The sequence below is a fragment of the Ruegeria sp. P8 genome, assembly GCF_056534665.1.
In genome coordinates, this window is record NZ_JBQERC010000016.1 from 1 (window position 1) to 23372 (window position 23372).

33 protein-coding genes are annotated in these 23372 nt (G+C 60.6%); 12 read left to right on the top strand and 21 right to left on the bottom strand.

Annotated elements, in window-relative coordinates:
- The first annotated feature begins 299 nt into the window (after nt 1-299).
- The gene (locus ACR0BZ_RS15850; protein ID WP_480920708.1) at nt 300-458 is read left to right on the top strand and encodes a hypothetical protein; all 159 of its coding nucleotides are present in this window, start codon (nt 300-302) and stop codon (nt 456-458) included.
- Between the two features lie 70 nt (nt 459-528).
- Here the strand turns inward: ACR0BZ_RS15850 and ACR0BZ_RS15855 are convergent, their stop codons facing one another.
- From ACR0BZ_RS15855 to ACR0BZ_RS15865, 3 genes are read right to left on the bottom strand one after another with little or no spacing between them, the layout of a single operon-like run.
- Nucleotides 529-858: a DUF1491 family protein gene (locus ACR0BZ_RS15855; RefSeq protein WP_209598772.1), complete on the bottom strand. Its 330-nt coding sequence runs from the start codon at nt 856-858 to the stop codon at nt 529-531.
- Entirely contained in the window at nt 855-1763 is a 909-nt protein-coding gene (era, locus tag ACR0BZ_RS15860; protein ID WP_209506233.1) for a GTPase Era, read from the bottom strand. The genes ACR0BZ_RS15855 and era overlap by 4 nt, the downstream gene beginning before the upstream one ends.
- A gap of 33 nt (nt 1764-1796) precedes the next feature.
- Nucleotides 1797-1925: a hypothetical protein gene (locus ACR0BZ_RS15865; RefSeq protein ID WP_267366116.1), complete on the bottom strand. Its 129-nt coding sequence runs from the start codon at nt 1923-1925 to the stop codon at nt 1797-1799.
- Between ACR0BZ_RS15865 and ACR0BZ_RS15870 the strand changes: the two genes are divergently transcribed.
- Nucleotides 1924-3306, top strand: coding sequence for a multicopper oxidase family protein (locus ACR0BZ_RS15870; protein WP_480920709.1), 1383 nt, complete (start codon nt 1924-1926; stop codon nt 3304-3306). The two genes, ACR0BZ_RS15865 and ACR0BZ_RS15870, sit on opposite strands and share 2 nt — an antisense overlap.
- Nucleotides 3307-3357: 51 nt before the next feature.
- On the opposite strand, the gene ACR0BZ_RS15875 is transcribed toward ACR0BZ_RS15870, so the two are convergent.
- The 4 genes from ACR0BZ_RS15875 to acpS all read right to left on the bottom strand — a co-directional run bounded on the left by ACR0BZ_RS15875 (nt 3358) and on the right by acpS (nt 5984).
- Nucleotides 3358-3834: a hypothetical protein gene (locus tag ACR0BZ_RS15875; protein ID WP_480473869.1), complete on the bottom strand. Its 477-nt coding sequence runs from the start codon at nt 3832-3834 to the stop codon at nt 3358-3360.
- Nucleotides 3835-3988: 154 nt separating this feature from the next.
- A complete protein-coding gene (rnc, locus tag ACR0BZ_RS15880) occupies nt 3989-4666 on the bottom strand; it encodes a ribonuclease III (RefSeq protein WP_480920710.1) in 678 nt (225 codons plus the stop codon).
- The gene (lepB, locus tag ACR0BZ_RS15885; protein WP_267366112.1) at nt 4663-5502 is read right to left on the bottom strand and encodes a signal peptidase I; all 840 of its coding nucleotides are present in this window, start codon (nt 5500-5502) and stop codon (nt 4663-4665) included. Before lepB ends, rnc begins: the two co-directional genes overlap by 4 nt.
- 62 nt (nt 5503-5564) lie before the next feature.
- The gene (gene acpS / locus ACR0BZ_RS15890) at nt 5565-5984 is read right to left on the bottom strand and encodes a holo-ACP synthase (protein ID WP_209506227.1); all 420 of its coding nucleotides are present in this window, start codon (nt 5982-5984) and stop codon (nt 5565-5567) included.
- A 127-nt stretch (nt 5985-6111) separates the two neighbouring features.
- Here acpS and ACR0BZ_RS15895 point away from each other — a divergent pair, with 127 nt between their 5' ends.
- Nucleotides 6112-6960 carry a CE1 family esterase gene (locus ACR0BZ_RS15895; RefSeq protein WP_480920711.1) on the top strand — a complete coding sequence of 283 codons (849 nt, stop codon included), beginning with the start codon at nt 6112-6114 and terminating at the stop codon, nt 6958-6960.
- A gap of 75 nt (nt 6961-7035) precedes the next feature.
- Here ACR0BZ_RS15895 and ACR0BZ_RS15900 read toward each other — a convergent pair whose 3' ends face one another.
- The 7 genes from ACR0BZ_RS15900 to folK all read right to left on the bottom strand — a co-directional run bounded on the left by ACR0BZ_RS15900 (nt 7036) and on the right by folK (nt 12760).
- Nucleotides 7036-7509: a hypothetical protein gene (locus ACR0BZ_RS15900; RefSeq protein WP_480920712.1), complete on the bottom strand. Its 474-nt coding sequence runs from the start codon at nt 7507-7509 to the stop codon at nt 7036-7038.
- Nucleotides 7506-8132 (bottom strand): LysE family translocator, encoded by a 627-nt coding sequence (locus tag ACR0BZ_RS15905; RefSeq protein ID WP_480920713.1) that lies wholly within the window; start codon nt 8130-8132, stop codon nt 7506-7508. Before ACR0BZ_RS15905 ends, ACR0BZ_RS15900 begins: the two co-directional genes overlap by 4 nt.
- Entirely contained in the window at nt 8129-8875 is a 747-nt protein-coding gene (locus ACR0BZ_RS15910; RefSeq protein ID WP_480483761.1) for a pyridoxine 5'-phosphate synthase, read from the bottom strand. The genes ACR0BZ_RS15905 and ACR0BZ_RS15910 overlap by 4 nt, the downstream gene beginning before the upstream one ends.
- Nucleotides 8875-9567 (bottom strand): DUF2062 domain-containing protein, encoded by a 693-nt coding sequence (locus ACR0BZ_RS15915; RefSeq protein WP_267364078.1) that lies wholly within the window; start codon nt 9565-9567, stop codon nt 8875-8877. The genes ACR0BZ_RS15910 and ACR0BZ_RS15915 overlap by 1 nt, the downstream gene beginning before the upstream one ends.
- A gap of 16 nt (nt 9568-9583) precedes the next feature.
- Nucleotides 9584-11716, bottom strand: coding sequence for a RelA/SpoT family protein (locus tag ACR0BZ_RS15920; RefSeq protein ID WP_480920714.1), 2133 nt, complete (start codon nt 11714-11716; stop codon nt 9584-9586).
- A 26-nt stretch (nt 11717-11742) separates the two neighbouring features.
- Entirely contained in the window at nt 11743-12096 is a 354-nt protein-coding gene (rpoZ, locus tag ACR0BZ_RS15925; protein WP_209506215.1) for a DNA-directed RNA polymerase subunit omega, read from the bottom strand.
- A 94-nt stretch (nt 12097-12190) separates the two neighbouring features.
- Nucleotides 12191-12760 carry a 2-amino-4-hydroxy-6-hydroxymethyldihydropteridine diphosphokinase gene (gene folK, locus ACR0BZ_RS15930; protein ID WP_480920715.1) on the bottom strand — a complete coding sequence of 190 codons (570 nt, stop codon included), beginning with the start codon at nt 12758-12760 and terminating at the stop codon, nt 12191-12193.
- Between the two features lie 145 nt (nt 12761-12905).
- Between folK and ACR0BZ_RS15935 the strand changes: the two genes are divergently transcribed.
- The 7 genes from ACR0BZ_RS15935 (at nt 12906) to ACR0BZ_RS15965 (ending at nt 17401) form a co-directional block, all read left to right on the top strand.
- Entirely contained in the window at nt 12906-13481 is a 576-nt protein-coding gene (locus ACR0BZ_RS15935; protein ID WP_209506211.1) for a LabA-like NYN domain-containing protein, read from the top strand.
- A gap of 189 nt (nt 13482-13670) precedes the next feature.
- Nucleotides 13671-14621 carry a 4-hydroxy-3-methylbut-2-enyl diphosphate reductase gene (gene ispH, locus ACR0BZ_RS15940; RefSeq protein ID WP_480494643.1) on the top strand — a complete coding sequence of 317 codons (951 nt, stop codon included), beginning with the start codon at nt 13671-13673 and terminating at the stop codon, nt 14619-14621.
- The gene (locus tag ACR0BZ_RS15945; RefSeq protein ID WP_209506206.1) at nt 14618-15070 is read left to right on the top strand and encodes a DUF3429 domain-containing protein; all 453 of its coding nucleotides are present in this window, start codon (nt 14618-14620) and stop codon (nt 15068-15070) included. Before ispH ends, ACR0BZ_RS15945 begins: the two co-directional genes overlap by 4 nt.
- Nucleotides 15067-15654 carry a class I SAM-dependent methyltransferase gene (locus ACR0BZ_RS15950; protein ID WP_480487147.1) on the top strand — a complete coding sequence of 196 codons (588 nt, stop codon included), beginning with the start codon at nt 15067-15069 and terminating at the stop codon, nt 15652-15654. Before ACR0BZ_RS15945 ends, ACR0BZ_RS15950 begins: the two co-directional genes overlap by 4 nt.
- Entirely contained in the window at nt 15647-16114 is a 468-nt protein-coding gene (rnhA, locus tag ACR0BZ_RS15955) for a ribonuclease HI (RefSeq protein ID WP_480920716.1), read from the top strand. Before ACR0BZ_RS15950 ends, rnhA begins: the two co-directional genes overlap by 8 nt.
- On the top strand, nt 16111-16734 hold the full coding sequence (locus ACR0BZ_RS15960; protein ID WP_209506199.1) for a trimeric intracellular cation channel family protein: 624 nt from the start codon (nt 16111-16113) through the stop codon (nt 16732-16734). Before rnhA ends, ACR0BZ_RS15960 begins: the two co-directional genes overlap by 4 nt.
- A 64-nt stretch (nt 16735-16798) precedes the next feature.
- Nucleotides 16799-17401, top strand: a complete 603-nt coding sequence (locus ACR0BZ_RS15965; RefSeq protein WP_480920717.1) for a COG3904 family protein — start codon at nt 16799-16801, stop codon at nt 17399-17401.
- Between the two features lie 60 nt (nt 17402-17461).
- On the opposite strand, the gene ACR0BZ_RS15970 is transcribed toward ACR0BZ_RS15965, so the two are convergent.
- Genes ACR0BZ_RS15970 through def (ACR0BZ_RS15990) form a run of 5 tightly spaced genes read right to left on the bottom strand, consistent with a single transcriptional unit; the run spans nt 17462 to nt 19918 of the window.
- On the bottom strand, nt 17462-17698 hold the full coding sequence (locus ACR0BZ_RS15970) for a GlsB/YeaQ/YmgE family stress response membrane protein (RefSeq protein WP_267364067.1): 237 nt from the start codon (nt 17696-17698) through the stop codon (nt 17462-17464).
- Between the two features lies 1 nt (nt 17699).
- Nucleotides 17700-17936 (bottom strand): hypothetical protein, encoded by a 237-nt coding sequence (locus ACR0BZ_RS15975; protein ID WP_267364066.1) that lies wholly within the window; start codon nt 17934-17936, stop codon nt 17700-17702.
- Between the two features lie 10 nt (nt 17937-17946).
- Nucleotides 17947-18855, bottom strand: a complete 909-nt coding sequence (gene fmt / locus ACR0BZ_RS15980) for a methionyl-tRNA formyltransferase (protein ID WP_480920718.1) — start codon at nt 18853-18855, stop codon at nt 17947-17949.
- 53 nt (nt 18856-18908) lie between these two features.
- Entirely contained in the window at nt 18909-19403 is a 495-nt protein-coding gene (gene def, locus ACR0BZ_RS15985; RefSeq protein WP_480494656.1) for a peptide deformylase, read from the bottom strand.
- Nucleotides 19400-19918: a peptide deformylase gene (def, locus tag ACR0BZ_RS15990; protein WP_209506185.1), complete on the bottom strand. Its 519-nt coding sequence runs from the start codon at nt 19916-19918 to the stop codon at nt 19400-19402. The genes def (ACR0BZ_RS15985) and def (ACR0BZ_RS15990) overlap by 4 nt, the downstream gene beginning before the upstream one ends.
- 94 nt (nt 19919-20012) lie before the next feature.
- Here def (ACR0BZ_RS15990) and ACR0BZ_RS15995 point away from each other — a divergent pair, with 94 nt between their 5' ends.
- Entirely contained in the window at nt 20013-21185 is a 1173-nt protein-coding gene (locus ACR0BZ_RS15995; protein WP_480920719.1) for a MalY/PatB family protein, read from the top strand.
- 150 nt (nt 21186-21335) lie between these two features.
- On the opposite strand, the gene ACR0BZ_RS16000 is transcribed toward ACR0BZ_RS15995, so the two are convergent.
- Nucleotides 21336-21689 (bottom strand): hypothetical protein, encoded by a 354-nt coding sequence (locus ACR0BZ_RS16000; RefSeq protein ID WP_209506181.1) that lies wholly within the window; start codon nt 21687-21689, stop codon nt 21336-21338.
- A 212-nt stretch (nt 21690-21901) separates the two neighbouring features.
- Here ACR0BZ_RS16000 and ACR0BZ_RS16005 point away from each other — a divergent pair, with 212 nt between their 5' ends.
- Nucleotides 21902-22891, top strand: a complete 990-nt coding sequence (locus tag ACR0BZ_RS16005; RefSeq protein WP_480920720.1) for a glutathione S-transferase family protein — start codon at nt 21902-21904, stop codon at nt 22889-22891.
- On the opposite strand, the gene ACR0BZ_RS16010 is transcribed toward ACR0BZ_RS16005, so the two are convergent.
- Nucleotides 22873-23235 (bottom strand): response regulator transcription factor, encoded by a 363-nt coding sequence (locus ACR0BZ_RS16010; protein WP_209506176.1) that lies wholly within the window; start codon nt 23233-23235, stop codon nt 22873-22875. The two genes, ACR0BZ_RS16005 and ACR0BZ_RS16010, sit on opposite strands and share 19 nt — an antisense overlap.
- Nucleotides 23236-23372: the final 137 nt, after the last annotated feature.

Below are 23372 nucleotides of genomic sequence, written 5' to 3' on the forward strand. Positions count from 1 at the left end.
ACTCGGCCTTAGGCTGGAAAAGCCCCGTCGCTTTCGAAAGGAAAGTGGCTTAAACGAGCACTTGGAGCGGCACGAATACGTGACAGGTCCATAGTGTCGGTTACTACGCGTGGGTCGAGCTATTGTTGTTGTATAGTGAAGCAGAGTCCGAAAATCGGAGGTTTGGCCGCAGCTTCTATTATGTTGCAGTAGCGGCAGAAACGATAAGAGACGGGGCTGACGCTTGTGTAAATTTCCAATCTCCCAACCCGTCATGGGACATGTTTTGCACACAAAGAGACCTGCTTCATCAAACGGAGATGATTCAGACGTTTCATAATCAGCTTATTGCTGCGGACTATGACGACAATGAAGTTAATCCAGATGCGGTAGTGGAGTTTGACAAGATTGTTGCCTCTTCACTTGCTAGCGCGAAAGCAATCGCAGTTGGGTTACCGAATTATAGCAGGCCTATCTAAAGCAAACAGGCGCAATCCATACGCCCTGTGATGGTCTATTTGGGCTCAAAGCCGACATGCGTCTGGCCCGCTACTCCAGCCCCTCTTCGCCCAGCAGATGTCGGCCTTGCCGGTCTTCGACCTCAATCACCCAGAGGTCGGGGTCAAAGCTGCGCTGGCGCTGGATGGCGTGATCCACGTCGCCCTCGGGGCCGGAGGACAGTTCGACCCATGTGCGTTCGCCGCTCATCAGATCAAAGCTGCGCTGAAAGGCGGTGGCCTGCCCGTCGAGCGTGTTGAGCTTGACCAGAACCGCGCCCGCGGTGTCGTCGCCATGGGCCACGACAAAGGCGGGGATTTCCTGAAACCGGAGCCGTGCCAGATAGGCGTGCACCCAGAAATCGGCCGTCAGGCGGGTCATGCGTTGCCGTCTTTGAAATCCAGACCCATTTCCGAATAGCGCTCGGATTCCTCAAGCCAGTTGGGCCGGACTTTCACTTGCAGGAACAGGTGGATCTTACGGTCGAGGAACTCTTCCAGTTCCGCCCGCGCGGCCTGACTGACGGCCTTGATCGTCTCGCCCTTCTTGCCCAGAACGATGCCCTTGTGGCCGTCTCGCATGACATAGATGACCTGATCGATTCTGGCCGAGCCGTCCTTGCGTTCTTCCCAGGTCTCGGTCTCGACCGTCAGCTGATAGGGCAGTTCCTGATGCAGGCGCAGGGTCAGCTTCTCGCGCGTCATTTCAGCGGCGATCATGCGCAGGGGCAGATCGGCGATCTGATCTTCGGGATAAAGCCACGGGCCTTCGGGCAATTCGCCCGCCAGCCATTTGCGCAGGTCATCGACGCCGTGGCCTTTCTCGGCCGAAATCATGAAGGTTTCGGCAAAGGGGTAGCGCGCGTTCAGGTCGCTGGTCAGGGCCAGCAGTTTCTCGGACGGCACCTTGTCGATCTTGTTGATGGCCAGCGCGATGGTGCGGCCCTGCCCGATCTCGGCCAGCCCTTCGAGGATGCGTTCGACCCCTTCGGTGATGCCGCGATGCGCCTCGACCATCAGCACGACGATATCGGCATCGGCGGCCCCGCCCCAGGCGGCAGCGACCATGGCACGGTCCAGACGGCGGCGCGGTTTGAACAGGCCCGGCGTGTCGACAAAGACCAGTTGCGCATCGCCTTCCATCGCAACGCCCCGGATACGGGCGCGCGTGGTCTGCACCTTATGGGTCACGATCGAGACCTTGGCCCCGACCATGCGGTTCAGGAGGGTGGATTTGCCTGCGTTGGGCTCTCCGATCAGGGCGATAAATCCGGCGCGTGTGGTCATATGTCTGGCAATCCTGTCTGCAACTGCGCCCCCCTATAGCAGAAAGGGGCGGCGGGCCAGAGGGATTTGTCGCATTGCGGCCCTGCGTTTGCGGTGGCAGGACAGGCACAGATGCCCAGCCAGTTCCAGCCCGGCAGCAAATCCTTTCAGTGAGGTTGTCATGAAACGTCGCGAGTTTCTTTTTGGAAGCGGTGCCGCCGCAGGTGCGTTTGGGTTGGGCGAATGGTCGCTGGCGGCAGGTGATGCAGCACAGGAACTGGTGCTGCAACCCGCCAGTTACCGGCTGCGCGAAGGGCTGACCACAGGGATGGTCAGCCTGTCGCCCGATGCGCCGCCGCCGGTTCTGTATGGGCGGCAGGGCGAGCCTATGCGGCTGAGCGTGCGCAATACGCTGCCGGACTATACCTCGATGCACTGGCACGGGTTGCGCATCCGAAACGAGATGGACGGGGTGCCTTACCTGACCCAGATGCCCATCGGCGAGGGCGAAAGTTTCACCTATGAGTTCACGCCACCGGATGCGGGGACCTACTGGTATCACCCCCATTGCATGACGATGGAGCAGATGGCGCGCGGGCTGACCGGCGTGATAGTGATTGCCGAGCCGGAAGAGCCGGGGTTCGACAGCGAACAGGTGATCAATCTGCGGGATTTCCGTCTGGACGAGGATGACGCGTTCCTGCCGGCCTATACGGCGCGGGGTGCGGCGCGGGCGGGCACGTTTGGTACGGTGCAGACCGCCAACTGGCAGAGCACGGCAGTTTATGAGCACGCGGCGGGCAGTCTGGTGCGGCTGCGGGTGGTCAACACGGACACGACCCGCATCTATAAGCTGCATCCCGAGGGGGCCGAAACCCGGATCATCGCCTGGGACGGGCATCCGGTCGAGATTGACCTGCCGGTGCCAACGGCGGATGAACCGCTGTTGCTGGGCCCCGGTCAACGGGTGGATTTTGCCGTCCGGATGCCCGAGGGCGAAGGGCGGTCGGCGGAGCTGATGGCCAAGTTTCCCGGCCAGCCGCACCGCGCCATGGCCCGCTTGCGGGCGACCGGCACATCAGCGGCGCGCGATCTGCGAGAGCTGCGCCCGCTGCGTGCAAATCCCGTTGTGCGACCTGATCCAAACGGCGCGGAGCTGCATGAGTTCGTCTTTGGCTGGACCCCGGAGGGCGGTGCCCCGAATGACGGGTTCTGCGGCACGCTGGGGTATAGTTTCTGGTCGATCAACCGCAAACCCTGGCCGGGTGATGCAGCGCAGGGCACCGGGCCGCTGGCGGTTCTGGAACAAGGCAAAAGTTATGTCCTGCGGTTGCGCAACGAGTCGCCGAACCTGCATCCGATCCACCTGCACGGGCTGGCCTTCGTGCCGCTGCGATCCAACCTGCGCACCCTGCCTCCGCTGATGACGGACACCATGCTGCTGTTGAAGGATGAGGTGGCGGATATAGCGCTGGTGGCGGACAACCCCGGCGACTGGGCGTTTCATTGCCATGTGATCGAACATCAGAAAACCGGGCTGACCGGGTTCATCCGGGTGGTTTGAACGATGAAACCCGTCGGCCCGACACCGGACCGGCGGGTTGAACGGATCAGATCACGGGTGACGGCGCAGGATGGGGTTCAGCACGGCCACAAACACGATGCCGTACAAAACATGTCCGATCAGCGCGACCCATGTGATGCCGACAAAGTTCAGGAACGGCGGCAGACCGGCAAAGGTCGTGACACCTCCAATAGCAAATACCCACAGACCGAAACCATAGATTGCCGAGGCAACAAACATGTGGACCGGACCCAGAACCTTGACCCAGATTGGCTGGAAAACAAGGAACCAGCCCAAAGGATAGGCAATCAGACCGACAATGTAGAAATGCACGAAGAAGCCCAGAAAAGCGTTGCTGGGCAGGCCCAGACTGGACAGCAAACTCTGCGCCAGCCCTTCGGGTGAAAGGTTGGCCCAGCCGATTCCTGGGCTGACGACCTGCCCCCAGAAATCGAAGGCCATGGTTGCCACAAACCCGGCAATGAACAGAAAGCCGATATTGACGAGCGAGAGTTTTGCACGTTGCATTGGATTGCCTTTATCCGTTGTTTCTCAAGTGCTTTGACCTGTCGCAGTCAGACTGATGCCAAAGCAGTTAACACCCAGATACATATCTCGGGTCGTGGCGGCTATAGTCTTCAAGTTTGATTGAAACTTGTGACAGGCCGGGCGGCAGCACCGATCAGCTGACCCGATCCAGCAACGCCTTGGCGGCCGCCTGTTCGGCCTGGCGCTTGGAGCCTGCGGTGGCTTGTGCCTCGGTTCCGTCCTGAAGGCGGGCGGCGATTGTGAAGACGGGGGCGTGGTCGGGGCCGCTGCGTTTGACCTCGACATAGCTGGGTGGTTTCTGGCCGCGCGCCTGTGCCCATTCCTGAAGCGCGGTTTTGGCGTCGCGGGCGTCGGCCTCGACCTTGTGGATGCGGTCGCCCCAGAGGGCGAGGATGACATCGCGGGCGGCTTCGAACCCGGCGTCGCGGTAGATGGCGGCAATCACCGCCTCCATCGCGTCGCCCAGCAGCGCCTGTTTGCGGCGCCCACCCGAGAGCATCTCGGACCGGCCCAGTTTCAGCACCGCGCCCAGATCGATCTGGCGGGCGACATCTGCGCAGGCCTCTTTCCGGACCAGCGCGTTGAACCGGGGCGCAAGCTGGCCTTCGGAGGCTTTCTTGTCGGCCTCAAGCAGCGCGGTGGCCATGACAAGGCCCAGCACCCGGTCGCCCAGAAACTCCAACCGCTGATTGTCGGGCCGGGTCGACGATGAGACCGAGCCGTGGGTCAGCGCACGCACCAGCAACTCAGGGTCGGCAAATTCATACCCCAAACGCTGCTGGAACGCCTTTATTTCGGCTGAGAGCTTCAATTGACCGCCTTGAAGAACCGATCCCCGCGCCAGGTCCAGAAGAACAGCATGGACCGCCCGGCGGACGAGAACATGATCCGGTCGGCGCGGCCGATCAGGTTTTCGTAGGGTACATAGCCAACCCCGCCAGCGGATTGCGGCAGGCGGCTGTCAGCCGAGTTGTCGCGGTTGTCGCCCATGAAGAAATAGTGGCCTTCGGGCACGGTATAGATGCCGGTATTGTCCGAGCCCTGATTGCCGATATTCAGCACGTCATAGGTGACGCCGTTGGGCAGGGTTTCAATCAGGCGCGACTTTTCACAGGCGCCGCCAACACCGACGGGGCCGTTTTCGCAGCGTGGGCGCAGGCGTTGCGGGCCCTGCGGTTCGGCGATTTCGGTGAATATGCCGTCAGGCTGTTGCGGAACCGGTGTGCCGTTGAGGATGATCTGCCCCTCGCGGACCTGAATGCGGTCGCCCGGCAGGCCGATCAGGCGCTTGATATAGTCGCGCCCGCTGACCGGATGGCGGAAGACGATGACATCGCCGCGCACGGGATCGCCGCCCCAGATGCGGCTTCCGTCGTCGCCCTGCATCCAGCCACAGAGATCTTCGGCGTCGATATTCAGGCCGACACTGGGGATGATCAGGCTGGGACATGAGGCGTAGGAATAGCCGTAGGCCATCTTGTTGACGAAAAGGAAATCGCCGATCAGCAGCGTCTGCTTCATCGAACCGGAGGGAATCCAGAACGGTTGAAAGAAGAGGGTCCGGAACACGCCCGCGATCAGCAGGGCATAGACGATGGTCTTGATCGTTTCCCAGACGCCGCTTCCGGTCTTGGCTTCGTCGGCCATACTGCTCTCTCCAGTTCTCTGTGCTTGGCTTCGCTGCTACATGCGGGGGGGATGGGGTCAAGTCAAGGCTGTGTGACGTGATCTTGCAGAGGACGCGCCTCGATCACGACAAAGGCCTGTGCCCAGGGGTGGTCATCGGTCAGCGTGACGTGGATGATCGCCTCGTGCCCTGCGGGGGTCAGTTCGTTCAGGCGTTCGGCGGCCCAGCCTGTGACATGCATCACCGGCTGACCGGTGCGCAGGTTGGTGACGGCCATGTCCTTCCACGAAATACCCATGCGCAGGCCGGTGCCGAGCGCCTTGGAACAGGCCTCTTTCGCGGCCCAGCGCTTGGCATAGGTGCCTGCGGTATCCGCACGGCGTTCGGCCTTGCGCTGTTCGGTGTCGGTAAAGACACGGTTGCGGAACCGGTCGCCGAACCGGTCAAGCGTGCCCTGAATGCGGTCGATATTTGCAAGGTCTGTGCCGATTCCGAGGATCATGTGGCTCTCATTTCTCTGGTCGGGCCAATCAACGGCAATTGATGACCACGCGCAAGCGGTTGGTTGCCACATTCCGTGATATACTTTACCGGAATGTTCAATTTTTACGTTGGTGCGGGGGGACGCAATGTCGAAAATTCCGTTTATGGCAATCGCGGTGGCTGGCATTGTCGCAAGCACCGTTTCCCCCGCTTTTGCACAGGATTGCGGAACCGAGGATACCCCCTGTCAGGTAGGAGAGTTGTCCTATCGGGTGGTTCTGCCCGAGGCCGCGCCCGAGCCGCCAGCTGTTATCTATCTGCATGGCTATGGGGCAACGGCGAATTCAGCCGTGAATCTTTCCGGCCTCGCGGCGGCCTTTACCGACCGCGGCATCGCCTTTATCGCGCCGAACGGTCAGGTCGACATTGGCAACCCCAAGGCGCTGGATTGGGGGGTGCATGATGGCTATCGCTGGCCGCGGGATGACCTGGCCGCGCTGGAGCAGATCAAGGAAGACGCCATTGCCCGTTTCGACCTGAACGCAGACCGCATTTTGCTGGCGGGGTATTCACGCGGCGGATCACTGGTTTGGGACAAGGCCTGTACGGATCATTCCTTTGCCTTTGCCTATGCCTCGGCATCAGGGGCCTTTTGGGAGCCAATGTGGCGGCGGTGCAGCGGCCCGGTTCACATGCATCATTCCCACGGATTTGCAGACCGGACCGTCCCGCTGGAGGGGCGTTTTGTGACCTTTGGGGACTATGATTTCGAACAGGGTAGCGTTTTGAAATCCATTGAAATTCTGACCAGAACCAATGGATGCGGGCAGATGGCGAACAGCGTTTCAACAGAAGGTGCAACCTGGCGAAAGAAGTGGACCGAGTGTCTGGACGGCTCTGTCACCCTGTCGCTGGGGCCACATGGTCACGGCAGGCAACCCGGTTGGGCAAATGCTGTTGCGGAATGGTTTCTGGAAATCTCGAGCGCGCCCTAGCGCCTCCACCGGCTTTTGCCGGGATCTATTTGCGTGCGTTTGCCAGGTCTGTACCGAAACCGAGGATCAGTTGTGTCAGCTTCTTTCACCGCCAAAAAGCGTTCGTTTTGCCTGTATCGATTGCGATAGCACGGCTCGGCAGATGCCTACAGAAACCGCTGCCCAAAACAGCAGAGCACCGTTTCTAAAAGCGAAAGCCGAAAAATCAAATTGGTGCCAATACCTGAAGTGGTAAAACAATGCTGCGAGTTGCATAGCCCACAACACCGCCACTGAAAGACCAACCATGTAGGCTGCATTGTACCACAACGTGGCGTTTGCGGTTGTTTCAGAAAACCTCTTTGACCATGGATGTGTGAGAACCACTGCTGCCATAATGCTGGGGGTCACAAGGAAATCGACCGGAAAGAAAAACACACCTTCGAGGCCCAGTTTTTCCCGGGCAAAGCCCGACGAAACCGACAGCATCATACTAACAACGAAACAAACCACGTACCAAACCCGGTTAAACAACAAGGTTTTTTGCTCGGATGTCCAAAGGTTGATCAAGACAACCGCACCGTCAGGATCTTGTAACTCGCCACCCCGAAAAACCCGGCGAAGGCGAAATCGAACCAGCGGCGGGCGCGGCGGTAGGTACGGACCATGCGGGCGGATGAGAATAGAAACGCATAGCCGATGAAGATCATCAGTGATCCCGCGTACAGCATGGCGAAATAGCCCAGCAGCATCGGCAGGTTGGCATCGCTCGGCGCGACGATGGCATAGATCGACCCCCAGCTGAGGATTGCCTTGGGGTTGGTCAGGTGGATCGCCGCGCCTTTGGCAAAAACCGTGGGCAGCGTGCCGGTGACCGGTTTACCCAGGGCGACCTCATCATCCGAGGTCATCGCGCGTTTCAGGGCCTTCAGCGCCAGCCAGCCCAGATAGGCCACGCCGACATAGCGGATCACCTCGAACAGCCAGACATTGGCCAGCATGACCGCCGACAAGCCCAGCGCTGCGGCAATGCCCCAGGCGGCCGATCCGGCGCAGATGCCAAGGGCAAAGGCCAGCCCGGCGGTACGGCCTTCGGTCATGGCGGTTCCGGCAATGCCCATCGTGGCCGGGCCCGGAGAGCCCCCTGCCATCAGCCAGGCGAACCAGATGGCGATAAAGCCGGAGGTGATCACGCGCGCGCCTCGTCCATCAGGCGGCGCATCTCCCGAATGGCGGGGGTGAGACCCAGAAAGATCGCCTCACCAATCAGGAAATGCCCGATGTTCAGTTCCATGACCTCGGGGAAAGCGGCAACCGGCTTTACGGAGTCGTATGTCAGGCCATGGCCTGCATGGACCTCGAGCCCCAGTGAATGGGCAAAGGTGGACATCTGGCGCAGCGATTCAAGCTCGCGCGCGGCGGCGTCCATACGTCCTTCGGCATGGGCGTCGCAATAGGCACCGGTGTGCAGTTCGATCACCTCGGCACCGATGCGGTGCGCGGCCTCGATCTGACGCTGATCCGCGGCGATGAAGATCGACACGCGGCACCCGGCCTCGCGCAGGGGGGCGATGAAATGGGCCAGCTTGTTTTCCTCGCGCGCGACTTCGAGCCCGCCTTCGGTGGTGCGTTCCTCGCGCTTTTCGGGAACGATACAGACGGCGTGCGGTTTGTGGCGCAGGGCGATTTTCTGCATCTCTTCGGTGGCGGCCATTTCAAAGTTCAGAGGCACCGACAGAACCTCCATCAGCCCGTCGATATCGGCGTCCGAGATATGGCGGCGGTCTTCGCGCAGATGCGCGGTGATGCCGTCGGCGCCGGCCTCTTCTGCCAGCTTGGCGGCGCGCAGCGGGTCAGGATAGGCCCCGCCGCGCGCGTTGCGCACGGTGGCGACATGATCGATATTCACACCCAGACGCAGACGGCTTTCGGACATCATTTGGTTCCTTTTGCAGATTTTCGCCCCGACCTTAGCGATCTTGGCGCGGGACTGGCAGATGTTTCTCCGGCCAGACGTTTGATTTCTTCAAACTTTGCCTTGATCTTGGCGCGGCGGCGCTGCTGGTAGGTCAGGATCAGTGGCAGGCTGAGGTAGTAGCAGATGATGCCCGCCACGATACCGGGGATGATGCCGCCGATCATGTAGGGATAGAAAACGTCGTGATAGAACTGCCCCAGCCCGTGCCAGTCGGCCACGCGATCAGTGAAGAGCGCAAGAAGGTTGTCCTTGAGGTCACCGATGGCGTCGGCGAACTTGCCCATCAGCCCCTGCGTGTCGCCTTCTTCATATTCGGTGCCCAGCAGGAAATGCCCGGTTTGCAGGCAGATCACCCCAATCGGGACATAGGTCAGGGGGTTGCCGAAGAACGTACCGCTGAGCGCGGCCAGAATATTTCCCTTGATCAGCCGCGCACCAATTGCAGCGACCAGAAAGTGCAGCCCATAAAACGGCGTGAAGGATGCGAAAACGCCCGCCCCGATGCCGCGAGCAATCCGGTCAGGGGAATCCGGCAGGCGGCGGACACGGTGTTTGACATAGTGGAAGGCGCGGGTCCATCCGCCACGCGGATAGACGAGTTCCGAAGCGACCTGAACAGGAGAGCGTCGGTCTCGGCGCTTGAATACCACCCGTGATCACCCCTTCTCAGCCAGCCGCGGTCGCGGTTTTGGTCCGGTCCCGATAACGCTCGACCGCTGCAACGTCGCTTTCAGCCTCAAGCATCAGCATCAGCGAATGCAACTGTTCAAGGTCGCGCAGTTCGACATTGATCAGCAGGCGGTAAAAATCCGGTTTGCGGTCCACAAATTCCAGGTTCGAGATATTGGCCTTTTTCTCGCCGATCAATGTGCAAATGCGCCCCAGAACCCCGGCATCGTTGCCGATGGTCAGATCCAGTGTCGCCCCATAGACGGCCGGGTGCGTGCCAGAATGCCAGTGCAGATCGACCCAGCGCTCCGGTTCGCTTTCATATTGGCTGAGCTTGTCGCAGTCGATCGCGTGCACCACAACACCCTTGCCCCGGTAGGTGATGCCGACGATCCGTTCGCCCGGCAGCGGCTGGCAGCAGGGCGCGCGGTCGAATTTCTGGCCGGGTTCAAGACCGATCACGGCGCGCCGCAGCGGAATGGCGTCGCCGTCATCCTGAGCCAGTTCGGGATAGACGGCCTGAACCACCTCATGAGCGGTCAATTCGGCACTGCCCAGACGGGCCAGCAATTCATGCCGGTCTTTCAGGCGCAGGTGCTTGGCGGCGGTATCAAGCGCCTTGTCGGTGGCCTTGCGCCCCACATGGTCAAAGCCCGAGCGCGCCAGTTCCTTGCCCAGCTTGATGAACCGTTCGCGATCCACCTCGCGCAGGGCGCGGCGAATGGCGGTGCGGGCCTTGCCGGTGACGGCGATCTCAAGCCATGTGACCTGCGGTGTCTGCCCGTCAGCGGTGATGATATCCACCGACTGGCCGTTCTTCATCCGCGTCCAGAGCGGCACGCGAATGCCATCGACCTTGGCCCCCACGCAGGCATGGCCGATCCGGGTGTGGATGGCATAGGCGAAATCGATCGGGGTCGCGCCCCGCGGCAGTTTCACCACGTCGCCCTTGGGGGTGAAGCAGAAGACCTGATCCGAATACATCTCGAGCTTGACGGCTTCGAGGAAATCTTCGTGATCATCCTCGGTGTCGAACTGTTCGGTCAGGTTGGATATCCATTTGGCCGGATCGACGGCAAAGGGGTTTTCCGTGCGCACCCCGTCCCGGTAGGACCAATGCGCCGCAACGCCGGTTTCGGCCACATCGTGCATCTGGCGGGTGCGGATCTGAACCTCGACCCGTTTACCATCGCGGCCTGAAACGGTGGTGTGAATCGAGCGGTAGCCATTCGATTTCGGCTGGCTGATATAGTCCTTGAACCGCCCCGGCACCGCACGCCAGCGTTGATGGATGGCCCCAAGCGTGCGATAGCAGTCTTCTTCCGTCTGGGTGATGATGCGGAACCCGTAGATATCGGACAGGCGCGAAAAGCCCTGATCCTTTTCCTGCATCTTGCGCCAGATCGAATAGGGTTTCTTGGCGCGGCCAAAGACTTCGGCTTCGATGCCCGCCTTTTCCAGCTCGTGGCGCATGTCGCCGGTGATGCGGTGGATCACATCGCCGGTTTCACGTTGCAGCGTGATAAAGCGACGGATGATCGACTGGCGGCCTTCGGGGTTCAGGACGCGGAACGCGAGGTCTTCGAGCTCCTCGCGCATCCATTGCATCCCCATGCGGCCCGCAAGCGGCGCATAGATATCCATCGTCTCGCGCGCTTTTTGAACCTGCTTTTCGGGCCGCATCGCCTTGATCGTGCGCATGTTGTGCAGACGGTCGGCCAGCTTGACCAGAATGACCCGCAGGTCCTTGGACATGGCCATGAACAGCTTGCGGAAATTCTCGGCCTGCTTGGTTTCGCGGCTGGACAGTTGCAGGTTGGTCAGCTTGGTGACGCCATCGACCAGTTTGGCGACCTCATCCCCGAACAGATCGGACACCTTGCCGTAATTGGCCTTAGTGTCTTCGATCGTGTCGTGCAGCAAAGCCGTAATGATCGTCGCATCATCCAGACGCTGTTCGGTCAGGATGGCGGCAACGGCAACGGGGTGGGTAAAATAGGGCTCGCCAGAGTGGCGGAATTGCCCTTCGTGCATCTTCTGGCCGAACTCATAGGCCAGCGCGATACGTTCAGCATTCGTCTTGGGATTGTAGTTGCGGACCAGCGCAATCAGATCGTCAGCAGAAATCATCCGGTCCGCACCTTCGTCTTTGGAGCTTACCCCTGCCCTTGAGCCTCCATCAGAGCGCGCAGGAGCTTTTCTTCGGACATGTCGTCCATCGCAGGCTTGTCCGACTCGGCACCCATCAGCAGCGCCATCTGATCTTCTTCCGGCTCATCAACCTCGATCTGGGTCTGGTTGGCCTCGATCAGGCGTTCGCGCAGGGCGTCCGCGCCTTGGGTTTCGTCGGCGATTTCACGCAGGGACACGACAGGGTTCTTGTCGTTGTCACGGTCAACGGTAATCGCGGCACCGGCAGAAATCTCGCGCGCCCGATGGGCGGCCAGCATCACCAGTTCGAACCGGTTTGGAACCTTGTCTACGCAATCTTCAACCGTCACGCGGGCCATTGGGCGCTCTCCGTTTCTGAGTCCATGTCAGGAAGGGGTTTATCTAAGCGCGATTCCGCGCCTTGACAAGCAGGAAATGCTGCATTTGCAGGGATCACAGCGGCGTAACCGCTGCAACCTCGGGCGGGGGCAGGTCGGCAACCATCTGGGAAACCGTGCGATCAAGCACGGGGTGACGCCAGTCGGGCACAATATCCGCCATCGGAACAAGCACAAATGCCCGATCCTGAAGGCGCGGATGCGGCAGGATCAGCTGATCCGGTGCCTCTTGCCGCTGCGCCTCGGGCGGCAGGGTCAGCCAGCGGTCGAACAGGGCGCGGTCGGGCAGAATCTGATCGCCATAGCACACAAGATCCAGATCCAGCGTCCGCATCCCCCAGCGCTGCACCCGTTCACGACCGAACTGGTGTTCAACCTCGTGCAGCGCGCGCAAAAGCTCGGACGGGGATTTGTCGGTTTCGATCAGCGCTGCCGCATTCACGTAATCCGGGCCAGCGCCAGCGGGGAAGCAGGGTGTCGCAAAAAACCGGCTGACAGAGCGAATCACTACGCCCTGCTGCGAAAGTGCGTCAATTGCGCGCTGTAGCGTTACAGCGGGCCCATTTCCTCTCAGATCGAGATTTGCGCCCAATGCCACAACAGCGTTTGGCAATGAATTGTGCATATGCTACCCTATATTCGACACATTGCATACTTGCGATAACGGCCAAAAGTTCTAATTATAAGCCCACCAGATTGCGTCAATTTATAAAACACCCACTCACTCACGTAACGCGGCGCAGTCTGGATTATACCGGAAGGACGTATTTATGTTTTATAAGGACGAACGGCTAGCGCTGTTCATCGACGGCTCGAATCTTTATGCCGCGGCAAAAGCACTCGGTTTCGACATAGACTACAAACTTCTGCGGCAGGAATTCATGCGCCGTGGCAAGTTGCTTCGAGCTTTCTACTATACAGCGCTGCTTGAAAACGACGAGTATTCACCGATCCGCCCATTGGTTGACTGGCTGCATTACAATGGCTTCACCATGGTCACCAAACCGGCCAAGGAATACACCGACAGCATGGGGCGTCGGAAAGTCAAAGGAAACATGGATATCGAGCTGACGGTCGATGCCATGGAACTGGCACCGCGTGTGGATCATATCGTGCTGTTCTCGGGTGACGGGGATTTCCGCCCGCTGATCGCCAGCCTGCAACGTCAGGGCGTTCGCGTGTCGGTCGTGTCAACGATCCGCAGCCAGCCGCCGATGATTTCGGACGAGCTGCGCCGTCAGGCCGACAACTTCATCGAGTTGGAGGATCTGCGTGACGTGATCGGTCGCCCGCCGCGTGAAATGCCGGCAGAGCATCGCAGCGTCGCGGTTGCAGGCGGCAGCTGATCCGGCACCACTGCTTGTTGATGGGAAAAATTCGCGCGGTCAGGACCGGAGTCCTGGCCGCGCTTCTTTAACTAAGGATTGGTGCTGAAACATCCTCTGACTAACAACGATTCGTGTCAGATGAATGACAATGTCCTGTCTGGACCAAGGCCGGGAAAAGACTTACCTGTGCCCTAAGGAGACAGCCGAATGACCAAGCCGCCACTGACACTTTACCTGGCCGCCCCCCGCGGGTTCTGCGCCGGTGTGGACCGCGCCATCAAGATCGTTGAAATGGCCCTGCAGAAATGGGGGCCGCCGGTCTATGTGCGCCACGAGATCGTGCATAACAAATTCGTGGTCGACGGGTTGCGGGCCAAAGGGGCTGTGTTTGTCGAAGAACTGCATGAATGCCCCGATGACCGCCCGGTGATCTTTTCCGCCCATGGTGTTCCGAAATCGGTACCCGCCGAAGCCGCGCAACGTGAGATGATCTATGTGGATGCCACCTGTCCGCTGGTGTCGAAGGTTCATGTCGAGGCGCAGCGCCATGCGGATGCGGGATTGCAGATGATCATGATCGGCCACAAGGGCCATCCCGAAACCGTTGGCACGATGGGACAGTTGCCAAAGGGTGATGTGCTGCTGGTCGAAACGGTCGAGGATGTGGCCACCGTGCAGGTGCGCGACCCCGACAAGCTGGCCTTTGTCACCCAGACCACCCTGTCAGTGGATGATACCAAGGACATCATCGCAGCCCTTCAGGACCGGTTCCCGGCCATTGTCGGGCCGCATAAGGAAGACATCTGTTATGCCACCACCAACCGGCAGGAGGCCGTGAAGGCCGTGGCCCCCAAGGCCGATGCGCTGCTGGTTGTGGGAGCTCCGAACTCGTCAAACTCCCGCCGTCTGGTCGAGGTTGCCTCACGCGAGGGGTGCAAATACGCGCAGCTGGTCCAGCGTGCGACCGAGATCGACTGGCGCGCTTTGCAGGGCATCGAAAGCGTTGCGGTGACCGCAGGCGCATCGGCCCCGGAATTGCTGGTGAACGAGGTGATCGACGCCTTCCGCGACCATTACGATGTCACTGTCGAGCCGGTCGAGACCGCAACCGAAAACGTCGAGTTCAAAGTACCGCGCGTGTTGAGGCAACCGGCGTGACCGGCGTGCCGAAGGCGCCGCTTTATCTGGGGCTGGCGGGACTGGTCCCGTTTGTCTGGGGCGCGCTGACCTATCTGAACGGTGATCTGAACGACTGGGGTTCGCATACATTTGGCCCGCGCTTTGTTGGCCCTTATGTGCAGCTGTTCTATGGCTCGGTCATCCTGAGCTTTATGTCAGGTGTACTGTGGGGGTTTGCCACCAAGACCTCGGGCAGCAAGGCGGCGCTGTGTTATGGGCTGTCGGTCCTGCCTGCGCTGTGGGCCTTTGCCATGACAGGCGGCGGGCCGGTCACTGCAGGCACCAATCTGATCTACGGGTTCACCGGCTTGCTGCTGCTGGACGCCCTGTTTTCATACTGGCGGCTGACGCCGGTCTGGTGGATGCAGCTGCGTATCCTGCTGACCGCGGTCGTTCTGGCCAGCCTAGCCGTAGGAGTGTACCTGTGAGCGACAAACGCACGATTGATGCCTATACGAACAGAGTAAACGAATATCTGGCCATTCCTCTGCCAGCCGAACAGCTCAAGACCCGTCAGGATTTTGCCGATGCGGTCGGTGCGGGCGGCTATGTGCTGGATCTGGGGTCAGGCCCCGGATCGGACAGCGGTTTCCTGATGCGTCAGGGGCTGAAGGTGCGGGCGCTGGATGCCACCCCCGCCTTTGTCGAACATGCCCGCCAGAACGGGGTGGACGCGCATCTGGGCACGTTCGACGATGTTACCGAAACCGCCGAGTATGATGGAGTTTACGCCAGTTTTTCCCTGCTGCACGCGCCGCGTGCGGATTTTCCGCGTCACCTGAAAGCGATCCACACGGCCCTGAAGCCCGGCGGCCAGCTGTTTCTGGGCATGAAGCTGGGCACGGGCGAGCATCGTGACGATCTGGACCGCTATTACACCTATTACTCGGAAGCCGAGATCCGAGAGGCGCTGACCCAGGCCGGGTTCACGGTTGACCGCACGGTCGAAGGGATGGGCAAGGGTCTGGCCGGGTCGTACGACGGGTTTATTCTGGTGTTCGCCCATGCCTGAGTTGTTTGCCTATACAGATGGCGCCTGTTCCGGCAATCCCGGCCCCGGAGGCTGGGGCGTGCTGCTGCGCGCGATGGACGGGGACAGCGTTCTGAAAGAGCGGGAACTGAACGGCGGCGAGGCCGAGACCACCAACAACCGGATGGAGTTGCTGGCTGCCATCAGCGCGCTGGAGACGCTGGAGCGCCCGTCAAAGATCACCATTGTCACCGACAGCGCCTATGTGAAGAACGGCGTCACCGGCTGGATATTCGGCTGGAAGCGGAATGGCTGGAAAACCTCGAACAAGAAGCCGGTCAAGAATGTCGATCTGTGGCAGCGACTGGACGAGGCGCAGGAACGACATGATGTGACATGGGAATGGGTCAAGGGCCATGCGGGCCATCCCGAAAACGAAAAGGCCGATGAACTGGCCCGCGCAGGCATGGCGCCCTTCAAGCCGAAAAAGGCACCGGCGTGAGCGCGCTGACGCTGCTGGATTATGCCTCGGTTCTGATCTTTGCGCTGACCGGGGCGCTGGTGGCCAGCCGGGCGCAGCTGGATCTGGTGGGCTTTGCCTTCATGGCCTGCCTGACCGCAGTTGGCGGCGGCACGGTACGCGACCTGCTGCTGGACCGTCACCCGATCTTCTGGGTCGGCCAGCCGGATTACATCCTGATCGCCGTCGCGGCGGCGGTGTTTGTGTTCTTTACCGCGCATCTGGTGGAAAGTCGCTATAACTGGCTGGTCTGGCTGGACAGTTTCGCACTGTCGGTCGCCGTTGCCGCCGGAACCGGTGCCGCGCTGTCACTGGATCAGCCCGGTATCATCGTTGTGCTGATGGGTGTGACGACCGGGTGTCTGGGCGGGCTGATGCGCGACGTGGTCTGCAACGAGGTGCCGCTGGTCCTGAAACAAGGCGAACTTTACGTCTCGTGCGCGTTTTTGGGGGCGTTGACAGCGGTACTTGCGGTCAGGCTGGGGCTGGAGCCCGCCTTTGTGCTGGGCCTGTGCGCCCTTGTGTGCTGGGCCTTGCGGGCCGGGTCGCTGGTGTTTGGCTGGCAGTTGCCCGTCTACAAAAGCCGCCCGCCCCGCAACTGAACCTGTCGGTGGACGCGACCGGGGCGGGCTGATAGCTGTTTGGAACGCGCAGCCCGGAGGCCAAATGCCGTTCAGACTTACATCGATTGCGGTCTCACTGGCTTTGCTGGCCTCATGCGGCGCATATTATGCACCCGTCCGCTTTGTTGCTGAGGGTGACCGGATCATCGCCTCGGGCACGATTGACGAAACAACGCTGTCCGCTTTCGAAGACGTCACCGCCGAAAACCCCAAAGCGCGCACGCTGGTGCTGCAATATATCGAGGGGTCGGTGGATGACGACGCCAATGTCATCTTCAGCCGAGAGGTGCGCAAGGCCGGGTTCGATACCGTTGTGCCATCGGACGGTCTGGTTGCCAGCGGCGGCACAGATCTGTTTCTGGCCGGACATCGCCGCGTTTTGCAACCGGGGGCCTGTGTCGGTGTTCACAGCTGGGCCGGATCGGGGCTGGTGGCGACGGAGTTGCCCAAAGATGACCCGGAACATGACCGCTATCTGGATTATTTCAGGGACATCGGCGTGGATGAGTCGTTTTACTGGTACACGCTGTATGCGGCCCCGGCCGACAGCATCCACTGGATGACCGCCGCCGAGGCGAACCGGTTTGATATGACGACGAAAGCTGCCCCGGCGCTTGGTTCAGCGCTGGAGTGCGACGAGCGCTGATCTGCTGCGCTATCTGTCGAGTGAAGGTTTCCGGGACGGAATGCGCGGCCCAGGAATACATCAGCGGCGCAGGTAGGTCTGCCAGATCCAGATCACCAGCAATGCGCCCAGAACAGCACCCACAAAACCCGACATCCAGCCCATGACGGTTATCAGAAACCGCAGAACGAACCCACCGATCAGGGCCCCTATGACGCCGATCAGCATGGTGGTTGGAATGTCCGCCTCGATCCGCATCAGGCGGGTGGCGAGGAACCCCGCGGCAGCGCCGATGATGATCAGGGCGACGATGGGCATGTCACTTCCTCCAATGCGTCGGCACGATGATCAGGGCGCCGATAGACGAGATCACCGCATCCAGACCCGGAGGGCCAAAGCTGATCCCGAACATGATGCGAATGAAGTAGAACAGGAACGCCCCGCCCACGCAGATGATGATCGACTGAAGATAGCCGTTATGGGTGAATCCGGTCTGTTCGGACAGATATCCGACGATCCCGGCAATCACGACGGTCCCCATCATCACCATGAACATCGGGCTTCTCCTAGGTCAGGCGGGTGCCGGTGGGAATGGGCCAGCCCCGCAGGAAGGTTTCCCTATCCTGCGCGCCTTTGCCCGCCCGTTGCAAGCGCAGCAGTTCGACCGCACCCTGACCGCAGGCCACGTGCAGGTGGTCGTTCAGAACCTCACCCGCTGTGCCCTGCCCGTCTGCCAGCCGCGATGCCAGCAGCTTGATGCGTTCGCCATTCATTTCGGTCCATGCGCCGGGAAAGGGTGACAGCCCGCGGATTTGCCTGTCGACCTCGACCGCCGGGCGTGCCCAGTCGATGCGGGCCTCGGACTTGTCGATCTTGGCGGCATAGGTCACGCCATCCTCGGGCTGCGGTTCGGGTATCAGGTCCGGCAGCTTGGCCAGCGCCTCGACGATCAGCGTGGCCCCCATGGCCGAGAGCCGGTCATGCAGATGCGCGGTGGTTTCTTCAGCCTCAATCGCGGTTGCCTGTCGCAGCAGGACCGGGCCGGTGTCCAGACCGGCCTCCATCTGCATGATACAGATCCCGGTTTCGGCATCGCCGGACATGATCGCCCGGTGGATCGGGGCGGCTCCGCGCCAGCGCGGCAGCAGGCTGGCGTGGATGTTCAGGCAACCGTGTCGCGGCGCGTCCAGAATGGGTTGCGGCAGGATCAGGCCATACGCGACGACGACGGCGATATCGGCGTTCAGCGCGGCAAATGCGGTCTGTTCGTCAGCAGATTTCAGAGAGGTTGGGTGGCGAACGGGCAGGCCCAGCGCCTCGGCCCGGGCATGAACCGGTGTCGGGCGGTCTTTCTTGCCGCGTCCGGCGGGGCGCGGAGGCTGACAGTAGACGGCGGCGATGTCGTGCCCGGCCTTGACGAGTGCGTCCAGCACCGGGACCGAAAAATCGGGGGTTCCCATGAAGATGATGCGCATCGTTGGCTCCGGCAGTTGGGACGGGTGCCGGGCTGAAGCCCGGCCTACGGATGTCAGGGTTGTTTGCGGGCCTTGCGCAGCAGCATGTCACGTTTGACCTTGCTGAGCCGGTCGAAATACATCCGCCCGTTCAGGTGGTCGATCTGATGTTGTACGCTGGTCGCGTCGATCCCGACGAAATCGCGGCGATCCAGCATGCCATGTTCGTTCAGGAACTTCACGGTCACCGCGCGCGGGCGTTTGATTGTGGCCGAGACGCCGGGCAGGTTCGGGCTGGCCTCTTCATGTTCGCGCAGTTCGATCGAGCTGTGCAGGATTTCCGGGTTTGCCAGACGCACGGCCCGGCCCCGTTCGGCAGAACCGTCAACAACGGCCAGCCGCAGCATCACCCCGATCTGTGGCGCGGCAAGACCGACGCCGGGCATCGCCTCCATCGTGTCGATCATGTCGTCCCAGATGGCGCGGACCTCATCAGTGATTTCGGGCACCTCATCCGCCTTGGTGCGCAGGCGCTTGTCAGGCCATGGCAGGCAGGTACGAACGGTCATGCACGGGCCCGTTCGCGTTTGAGCTTTTGCATCTTGCGGGTGATCATCTGCCGTTTCAGCGGCTTGAGATAGTCGATGAACAGCTTGCCGTCCAAATGATCGATCTCGTGCTGAACGCAGGTGGCCCAGAGCCCGTCAAAGGTTTCCTGTTGCAGGTTTCCGTCGCGGTCCATCCATGTCACATCGACCACTTTGGGGCGCGTCACCTCGGCGTATTGATCGGGGATCGACAGGCAGCCTTCCTCGTAGACATTGGTTTCTTCCGAGGCCGCGATGACCTGCGGGTTGAACATGATCAGGGGGCGCGGTGCCTCGCCTTCTTCCTTGACGCAATCCAGCACGATCAAGCGATCCAGCACGCCGATCTGTGGCGCGGCAAGGCCAACACCGGGGGCGTCATACATCGTTTCCAGCATGTCATCGGCCAGCGCGCGCAGGTCGTCCGTGAGGTCGGCCACGGGGGCGCAGACCTTCTTGAGACGGGGGTCGGGATAGATCAGGATGTTACGTTTCATGAGGCTGATTTAGGCCATCCCGCCCCGCGCCGCAACGCCCCCCTTGCACCTGCCTGAATTGCGGTTAGCTTTCGGTCGAGAAAATGGAGCAGACATGACTTTCAACGACCTGATCGACCGCCGGGGCACCAACAGTTCCAAATGGGACAAGATGGAGATGCTGTACGGCGTCTCGCCCGAAGACGGGCTGGCCATGTGGACGGCCGATTCCGATTACCCGACAGCCCCCTGCGTGATCGACGCGGTGCGCAAGGCCGCGGATCACGGCGTGTTCGGGTATTCCTGGGCGCACCCGGAGTATCTGGCCTCGGTCCAGTGGTGGATGAAAACCCGCCACGACTGGGAGATTGACACGGACTGGGTTCTGACCACTCAGGGCTTGGGCAATGCAATCGCCCTGTCGCTGGATGTCTGGACCGATCACGGTGATGGCATCGTGATCTTTACCCCCGTTTACCATGAGTTTGCCCACAAGGTGAACAAATCGGGCCGCCGGGTCGTGGAATGCCCTTTGGTGCGGGACGGGGAAAGTTATGGCCTTGACCTGGACGACGCCCAGTCGCGGCTGGACGGGTCCGAGAAGATGTTGCTGTGGTGTTCGCCGCAGAACCCGTCGGGCCGGGTCTGGACACCGGAGGAACTGCGCGCCGTGGCCGCATTTGCCGAGCGCAACGGGCTGATCCTTGTGTCAGACGAGATTCACCACGATCTGGTCTATCCCGGCGCCAAATTTGTGCCGATGGATGTGGCAGCCCCGGATGCGCGCCCGTGGACAGTGACGCTGACTGCGGCATCGAAGACCTTTAACATCGCCGGGCAGCGCACCGGCAACATGATCATTCCCGACCCCAAACTGCGCGAGGCGATGAAGCATCGGCTGGCAACGCTGGATTATGGCCCCAGCGCGTTGGGTGTGGCGATGATCACCGCCGCCTACAGCCCGGCCGGCGCGGAATGGGCAGATGCCCAGATCGCGCATCTGGACGGAAACAGGCGTCTGTTCGACCAGACCATCGCCGAGATTCCAGGCCTGTGGTCGATGCCATTGCAGGCGACCTACCTGGCCTGGGTCGATTTTTCCGGCACCGGCATGGATCACGCTGAATTTGTCCGCCGATTGCGCGAGGACGCGCGGATCGCAACCTCGTCCGGGCCGGGTTTCGGCACTGGAGGAGAAACGTTTGAACGGTTCAACCTTGCGACGCAACGGGCGCGGGTCGAGGAAGCTTGCGTGCGGTTGAAACAGGCCTTTGGTGACCTGCAATAATCCAGGCGGTGGCTGGGGTGGCTGACCTCACAATGGACCGCGCCTGTTGGCCGGGCGCGGACCCCATGGCGAAATCCATAGCGATAGCCAGCCTAACGGCCTGTTGGGCGTTACCCTGACCTAACCCGGTACTACGATAGAACTCCGATCCTAGTCTTCGTAGCCCAGCAACGCGATGGGCGCATCCGGGGCGCGGTAGAAATCCAGCGGTGCCTTGTCATGGGCGGCGGTGCTGCGTTTGAATTCATACCGCATCTCGCCGCCTTCATCCTGATCGGCAATGATCAGGCATTGATACAGAAGATTGGCCCCGTCATAAATATCGACCAACCCGCGCAGGCGCGGTGTTGTTTCCGCCTCAACCGTGAAACCATCTTTCCACAATTTGAGAATTTTGTAGGTATTGTCGCCCATCTGGACACGAAGGCGACTGGCCTTTTTCAATGTGGCGATTCGGGCCGCGTCCAACTCGGCGCGTATTTCCTTTGAAACATAAGTACTCATAAAATCACTCCCCCGCTAATGACCTCTATTGTGCGGGAACTGTTGTAAAAATCCAGTGAACGCGTTCACGCAACAGGCTGTGCCTGCGGTTTGTTGCACAGAAATCCCATCATTGCCTGTGCGCGCATGCAGGTCTTGTGCGCGGGCAAATGCATAGGAACAGGCGGGGCTTGGACCTATCTTTGGCCAAACGCCTATGCGGAGGATGAGATATGGGCCTGCTGGTCGATGGAAAATGGCAAGACACCTGGTATGACACCAAATCCACGGGTGGCGCATTCAAACGCAGCGCGGCGCAGTTTCGCAACTGGCTGACCGCCGATGGCCGCGCGGGACCGTCGGGCAAAAGCGGGTTCCGGGCCGAAGCCGGGCGGTATCACCTGTATGTCAGCCACGCCTGCCCCTGGGCGCATCGCACCTTGATCTTTCGCGCGTTGAAGGGGCTGAGCGATCTGGTTTCGGTCTCGGTCGTGCATCCCGACATGCTGGGTCACGGCTGGACCTTTGAGGCGGATGATCACGGTGCCACGGGTGACCGTCTTTACGGGCTGAGCTATGCACATCAGATCTATACCAAGGCGGATCCGTCCTATTCCGGTCGCGTCACAGTGCCGATCCTGTGGGACAAGGCGCAAGAGACCATTGTTTCGAACGAAAGTTCGGAAATCATCCGCATGTTCAATTCGGCCTTCAACGACATCACTGGCAATACGGACGATTACTGGCCCGAGGCGATGCGGGACGAGATCGAGGAGGTCAATGCGCGCGTCTATTCAGACGTCAACAACGGCGTCTACAAGTCGGGCTTTGCCACCTCGCAAGCGGCCTACGACGCCGCCGTGGGCCCGTTGTTCGACGCGCTGGACTGGCTGGAAGGGCGTTTGGCCCGGAACCGGTATCTGATGGGGGACCGGATCACCGAGGCCGATTGGCGGTTGTTCACAACCCTGATCCGCTTCGACCCGGTCTATCATCTGCATTTCAAGTGCAACAGGCAGCGCCTGATCGATTATCCAAACCTATGGGCCTATACGCGGGAGCTGTATCAATGGCCCGGTGTCGCCGGGACCGTGAACATGGATCACATCGTGCGCCACTACCACTACAGCCATGACAGCATCAATCCGCACCGCATCATTCCGGTGAACCCGGTGCTGGATTACATGGAGCCGCATGGGCGCGATCAGCGCCCGGCGGCGTAATGTTCGACCATCGCCGCCAGATCCTCTGGCGGCGTTTCGCTTTGGACATAGGCACAGGCATTGGGACTGTGCGCAAATATCGACCCGTCGGAAAAGAAGGTGGTGTTGGTGACAAAAATCACCCGTGCCTCGGGGCGGCGATAGCTGGCAAAATCGGCCACAGCCAATGCGCTTCCGGTTTCCAGAACCAGATCCAGCACGATGATATCAAAATCCGTGCCATAGAGCGCCAGAATGGCGGCCTCCTGAGCGTCAACCAGCGTGACTTCGGCGTCTTGCCGCTCCAGATGTCTTTTCCAGACCCGACCAAGGTCGGGGTTACTCTCAACAATCAGAACTTTCATTTGCAACAACCTCGGCACTTGGTATGGTGAGTGGTGCCGACCCCCGTGGTCCGTGATCTCGTTATTTCCTTAACAAAGTGTTAACAGCGGCCGCACGCTTGCGTGTTCGGGCGGATTTGCTTGTGTAAATGGCAAAA

Coding starts and splice junctions, on each gene's coding strand:
- ACR0BZ_RS15850 (WP_480920708.1), top strand. CDS start 300: ATGATTCAGACGTTTCATAATCAGCTTATTGCTGCGGACTATGACGAC.
- ACR0BZ_RS15855 (WP_209598772.1), bottom strand. CDS start 858: ATGACCCGCCTGACGGCCGATTTCTGGGTGCACGCCTATCTGGCACGG.
- era (WP_209506233.1), bottom strand. CDS start 1,763: ATGACCACACGCGCCGGATTTATCGCCCTGATCGGAGAGCCCAACGCA.
- ACR0BZ_RS15870 (WP_480920709.1), top strand. CDS start 1,924: ATGAAACGTCGCGAGTTTCTTTTTGGAAGCGGTGCCGCCGCAGGTGCG.
- ACR0BZ_RS15865 (WP_267366116.1), bottom strand. CDS start 1,925: ATGACAACCTCACTGAAAGGATTTGCTGCCGGGCTGGAACTGGCTGGG.
- ACR0BZ_RS15875 (WP_480473869.1), bottom strand. CDS start 3,834: ATGCAACGTGCAAAACTCTCGCTCGTCAATATCGGCTTTCTGTTCATT.
- lepB (WP_267366112.1), bottom strand. CDS start 5,502: ATGGCCGACGAAGCCAAGACCGGAAGCGGCGTCTGGGAAACGATCAAG.
- acpS (WP_209506227.1), bottom strand. CDS start 5,984: ATGATCCTCGGAATCGGCACAGACCTTGCAAATATCGACCGCATTCAG.
- ACR0BZ_RS15895 (WP_480920711.1), top strand. CDS start 6,112: ATGTCGAAAATTCCGTTTATGGCAATCGCGGTGGCTGGCATTGTCGCA.
- ACR0BZ_RS15910 (WP_480483761.1), bottom strand. CDS start 8,875: ATGTCCGAAAGCCGTCTGCGTCTGGGTGTGAATATCGATCATGTCGCC.
- ACR0BZ_RS15920 (WP_480920714.1), bottom strand. CDS start 11,716: ATGATTTCTGCTGACGATCTGATTGCGCTGGTCCGCAACTACAATCCC.
- rpoZ (WP_209506215.1), bottom strand. CDS start 12,096: ATGGCCCGCGTGACGGTTGAAGATTGCGTAGACAAGGTTCCAAACCGG.
- folK (WP_480920715.1), bottom strand. CDS start 12,760: ATGCACAATTCATTGCCAAACGCTGTTGTGGCATTGGGCGCAAATCTC.
- ACR0BZ_RS15935 (WP_209506211.1), top strand. CDS start 12,906: ATGTTTTATAAGGACGAACGGCTAGCGCTGTTCATCGACGGCTCGAAT.
- ispH (WP_480494643.1), top strand. CDS start 13,671: ATGACCAAGCCGCCACTGACACTTTACCTGGCCGCCCCCCGCGGGTTC.
- rnhA (WP_480920716.1), top strand. CDS start 15,647: ATGCCTGAGTTGTTTGCCTATACAGATGGCGCCTGTTCCGGCAATCCC.
- ACR0BZ_RS15965 (WP_480920717.1), top strand. CDS start 16,799: ATGCCGTTCAGACTTACATCGATTGCGGTCTCACTGGCTTTGCTGGCC.
- ACR0BZ_RS15970 (WP_267364067.1), bottom strand. CDS start 17,698: ATGCCCATCGTCGCCCTGATCATCATCGGCGCTGCCGCGGGGTTCCTC.
- ACR0BZ_RS15975 (WP_267364066.1), bottom strand. CDS start 17,936: ATGTTCATGGTGATGATGGGGACCGTCGTGATTGCCGGGATCGTCGGA.
- fmt (WP_480920718.1), bottom strand. CDS start 18,855: ATGCGCATCATCTTCATGGGAACCCCCGATTTTTCGGTCCCGGTGCTG.
- def (WP_480494656.1), bottom strand. CDS start 19,403: ATGACCGTTCGTACCTGCCTGCCATGGCCTGACAAGCGCCTGCGCACC.
- def (WP_209506185.1), bottom strand. CDS start 19,918: ATGAAACGTAACATCCTGATCTATCCCGACCCCCGTCTCAAGAAGGTC.
- ACR0BZ_RS15995 (WP_480920719.1), top strand. CDS start 20,013: ATGACTTTCAACGACCTGATCGACCGCCGGGGCACCAACAGTTCCAAA.
- ACR0BZ_RS16000 (WP_209506181.1), bottom strand. CDS start 21,689: ATGAGTACTTATGTTTCAAAGGAAATACGCGCCGAGTTGGACGCGGCC.
- ACR0BZ_RS16005 (WP_480920720.1), top strand. CDS start 21,902: ATGGGCCTGCTGGTCGATGGAAAATGGCAAGACACCTGGTATGACACC.
- ACR0BZ_RS16010 (WP_209506176.1), bottom strand. CDS start 23,235: ATGAAAGTTCTGATTGTTGAGAGTAACCCCGACCTTGGTCGGGTCTGG.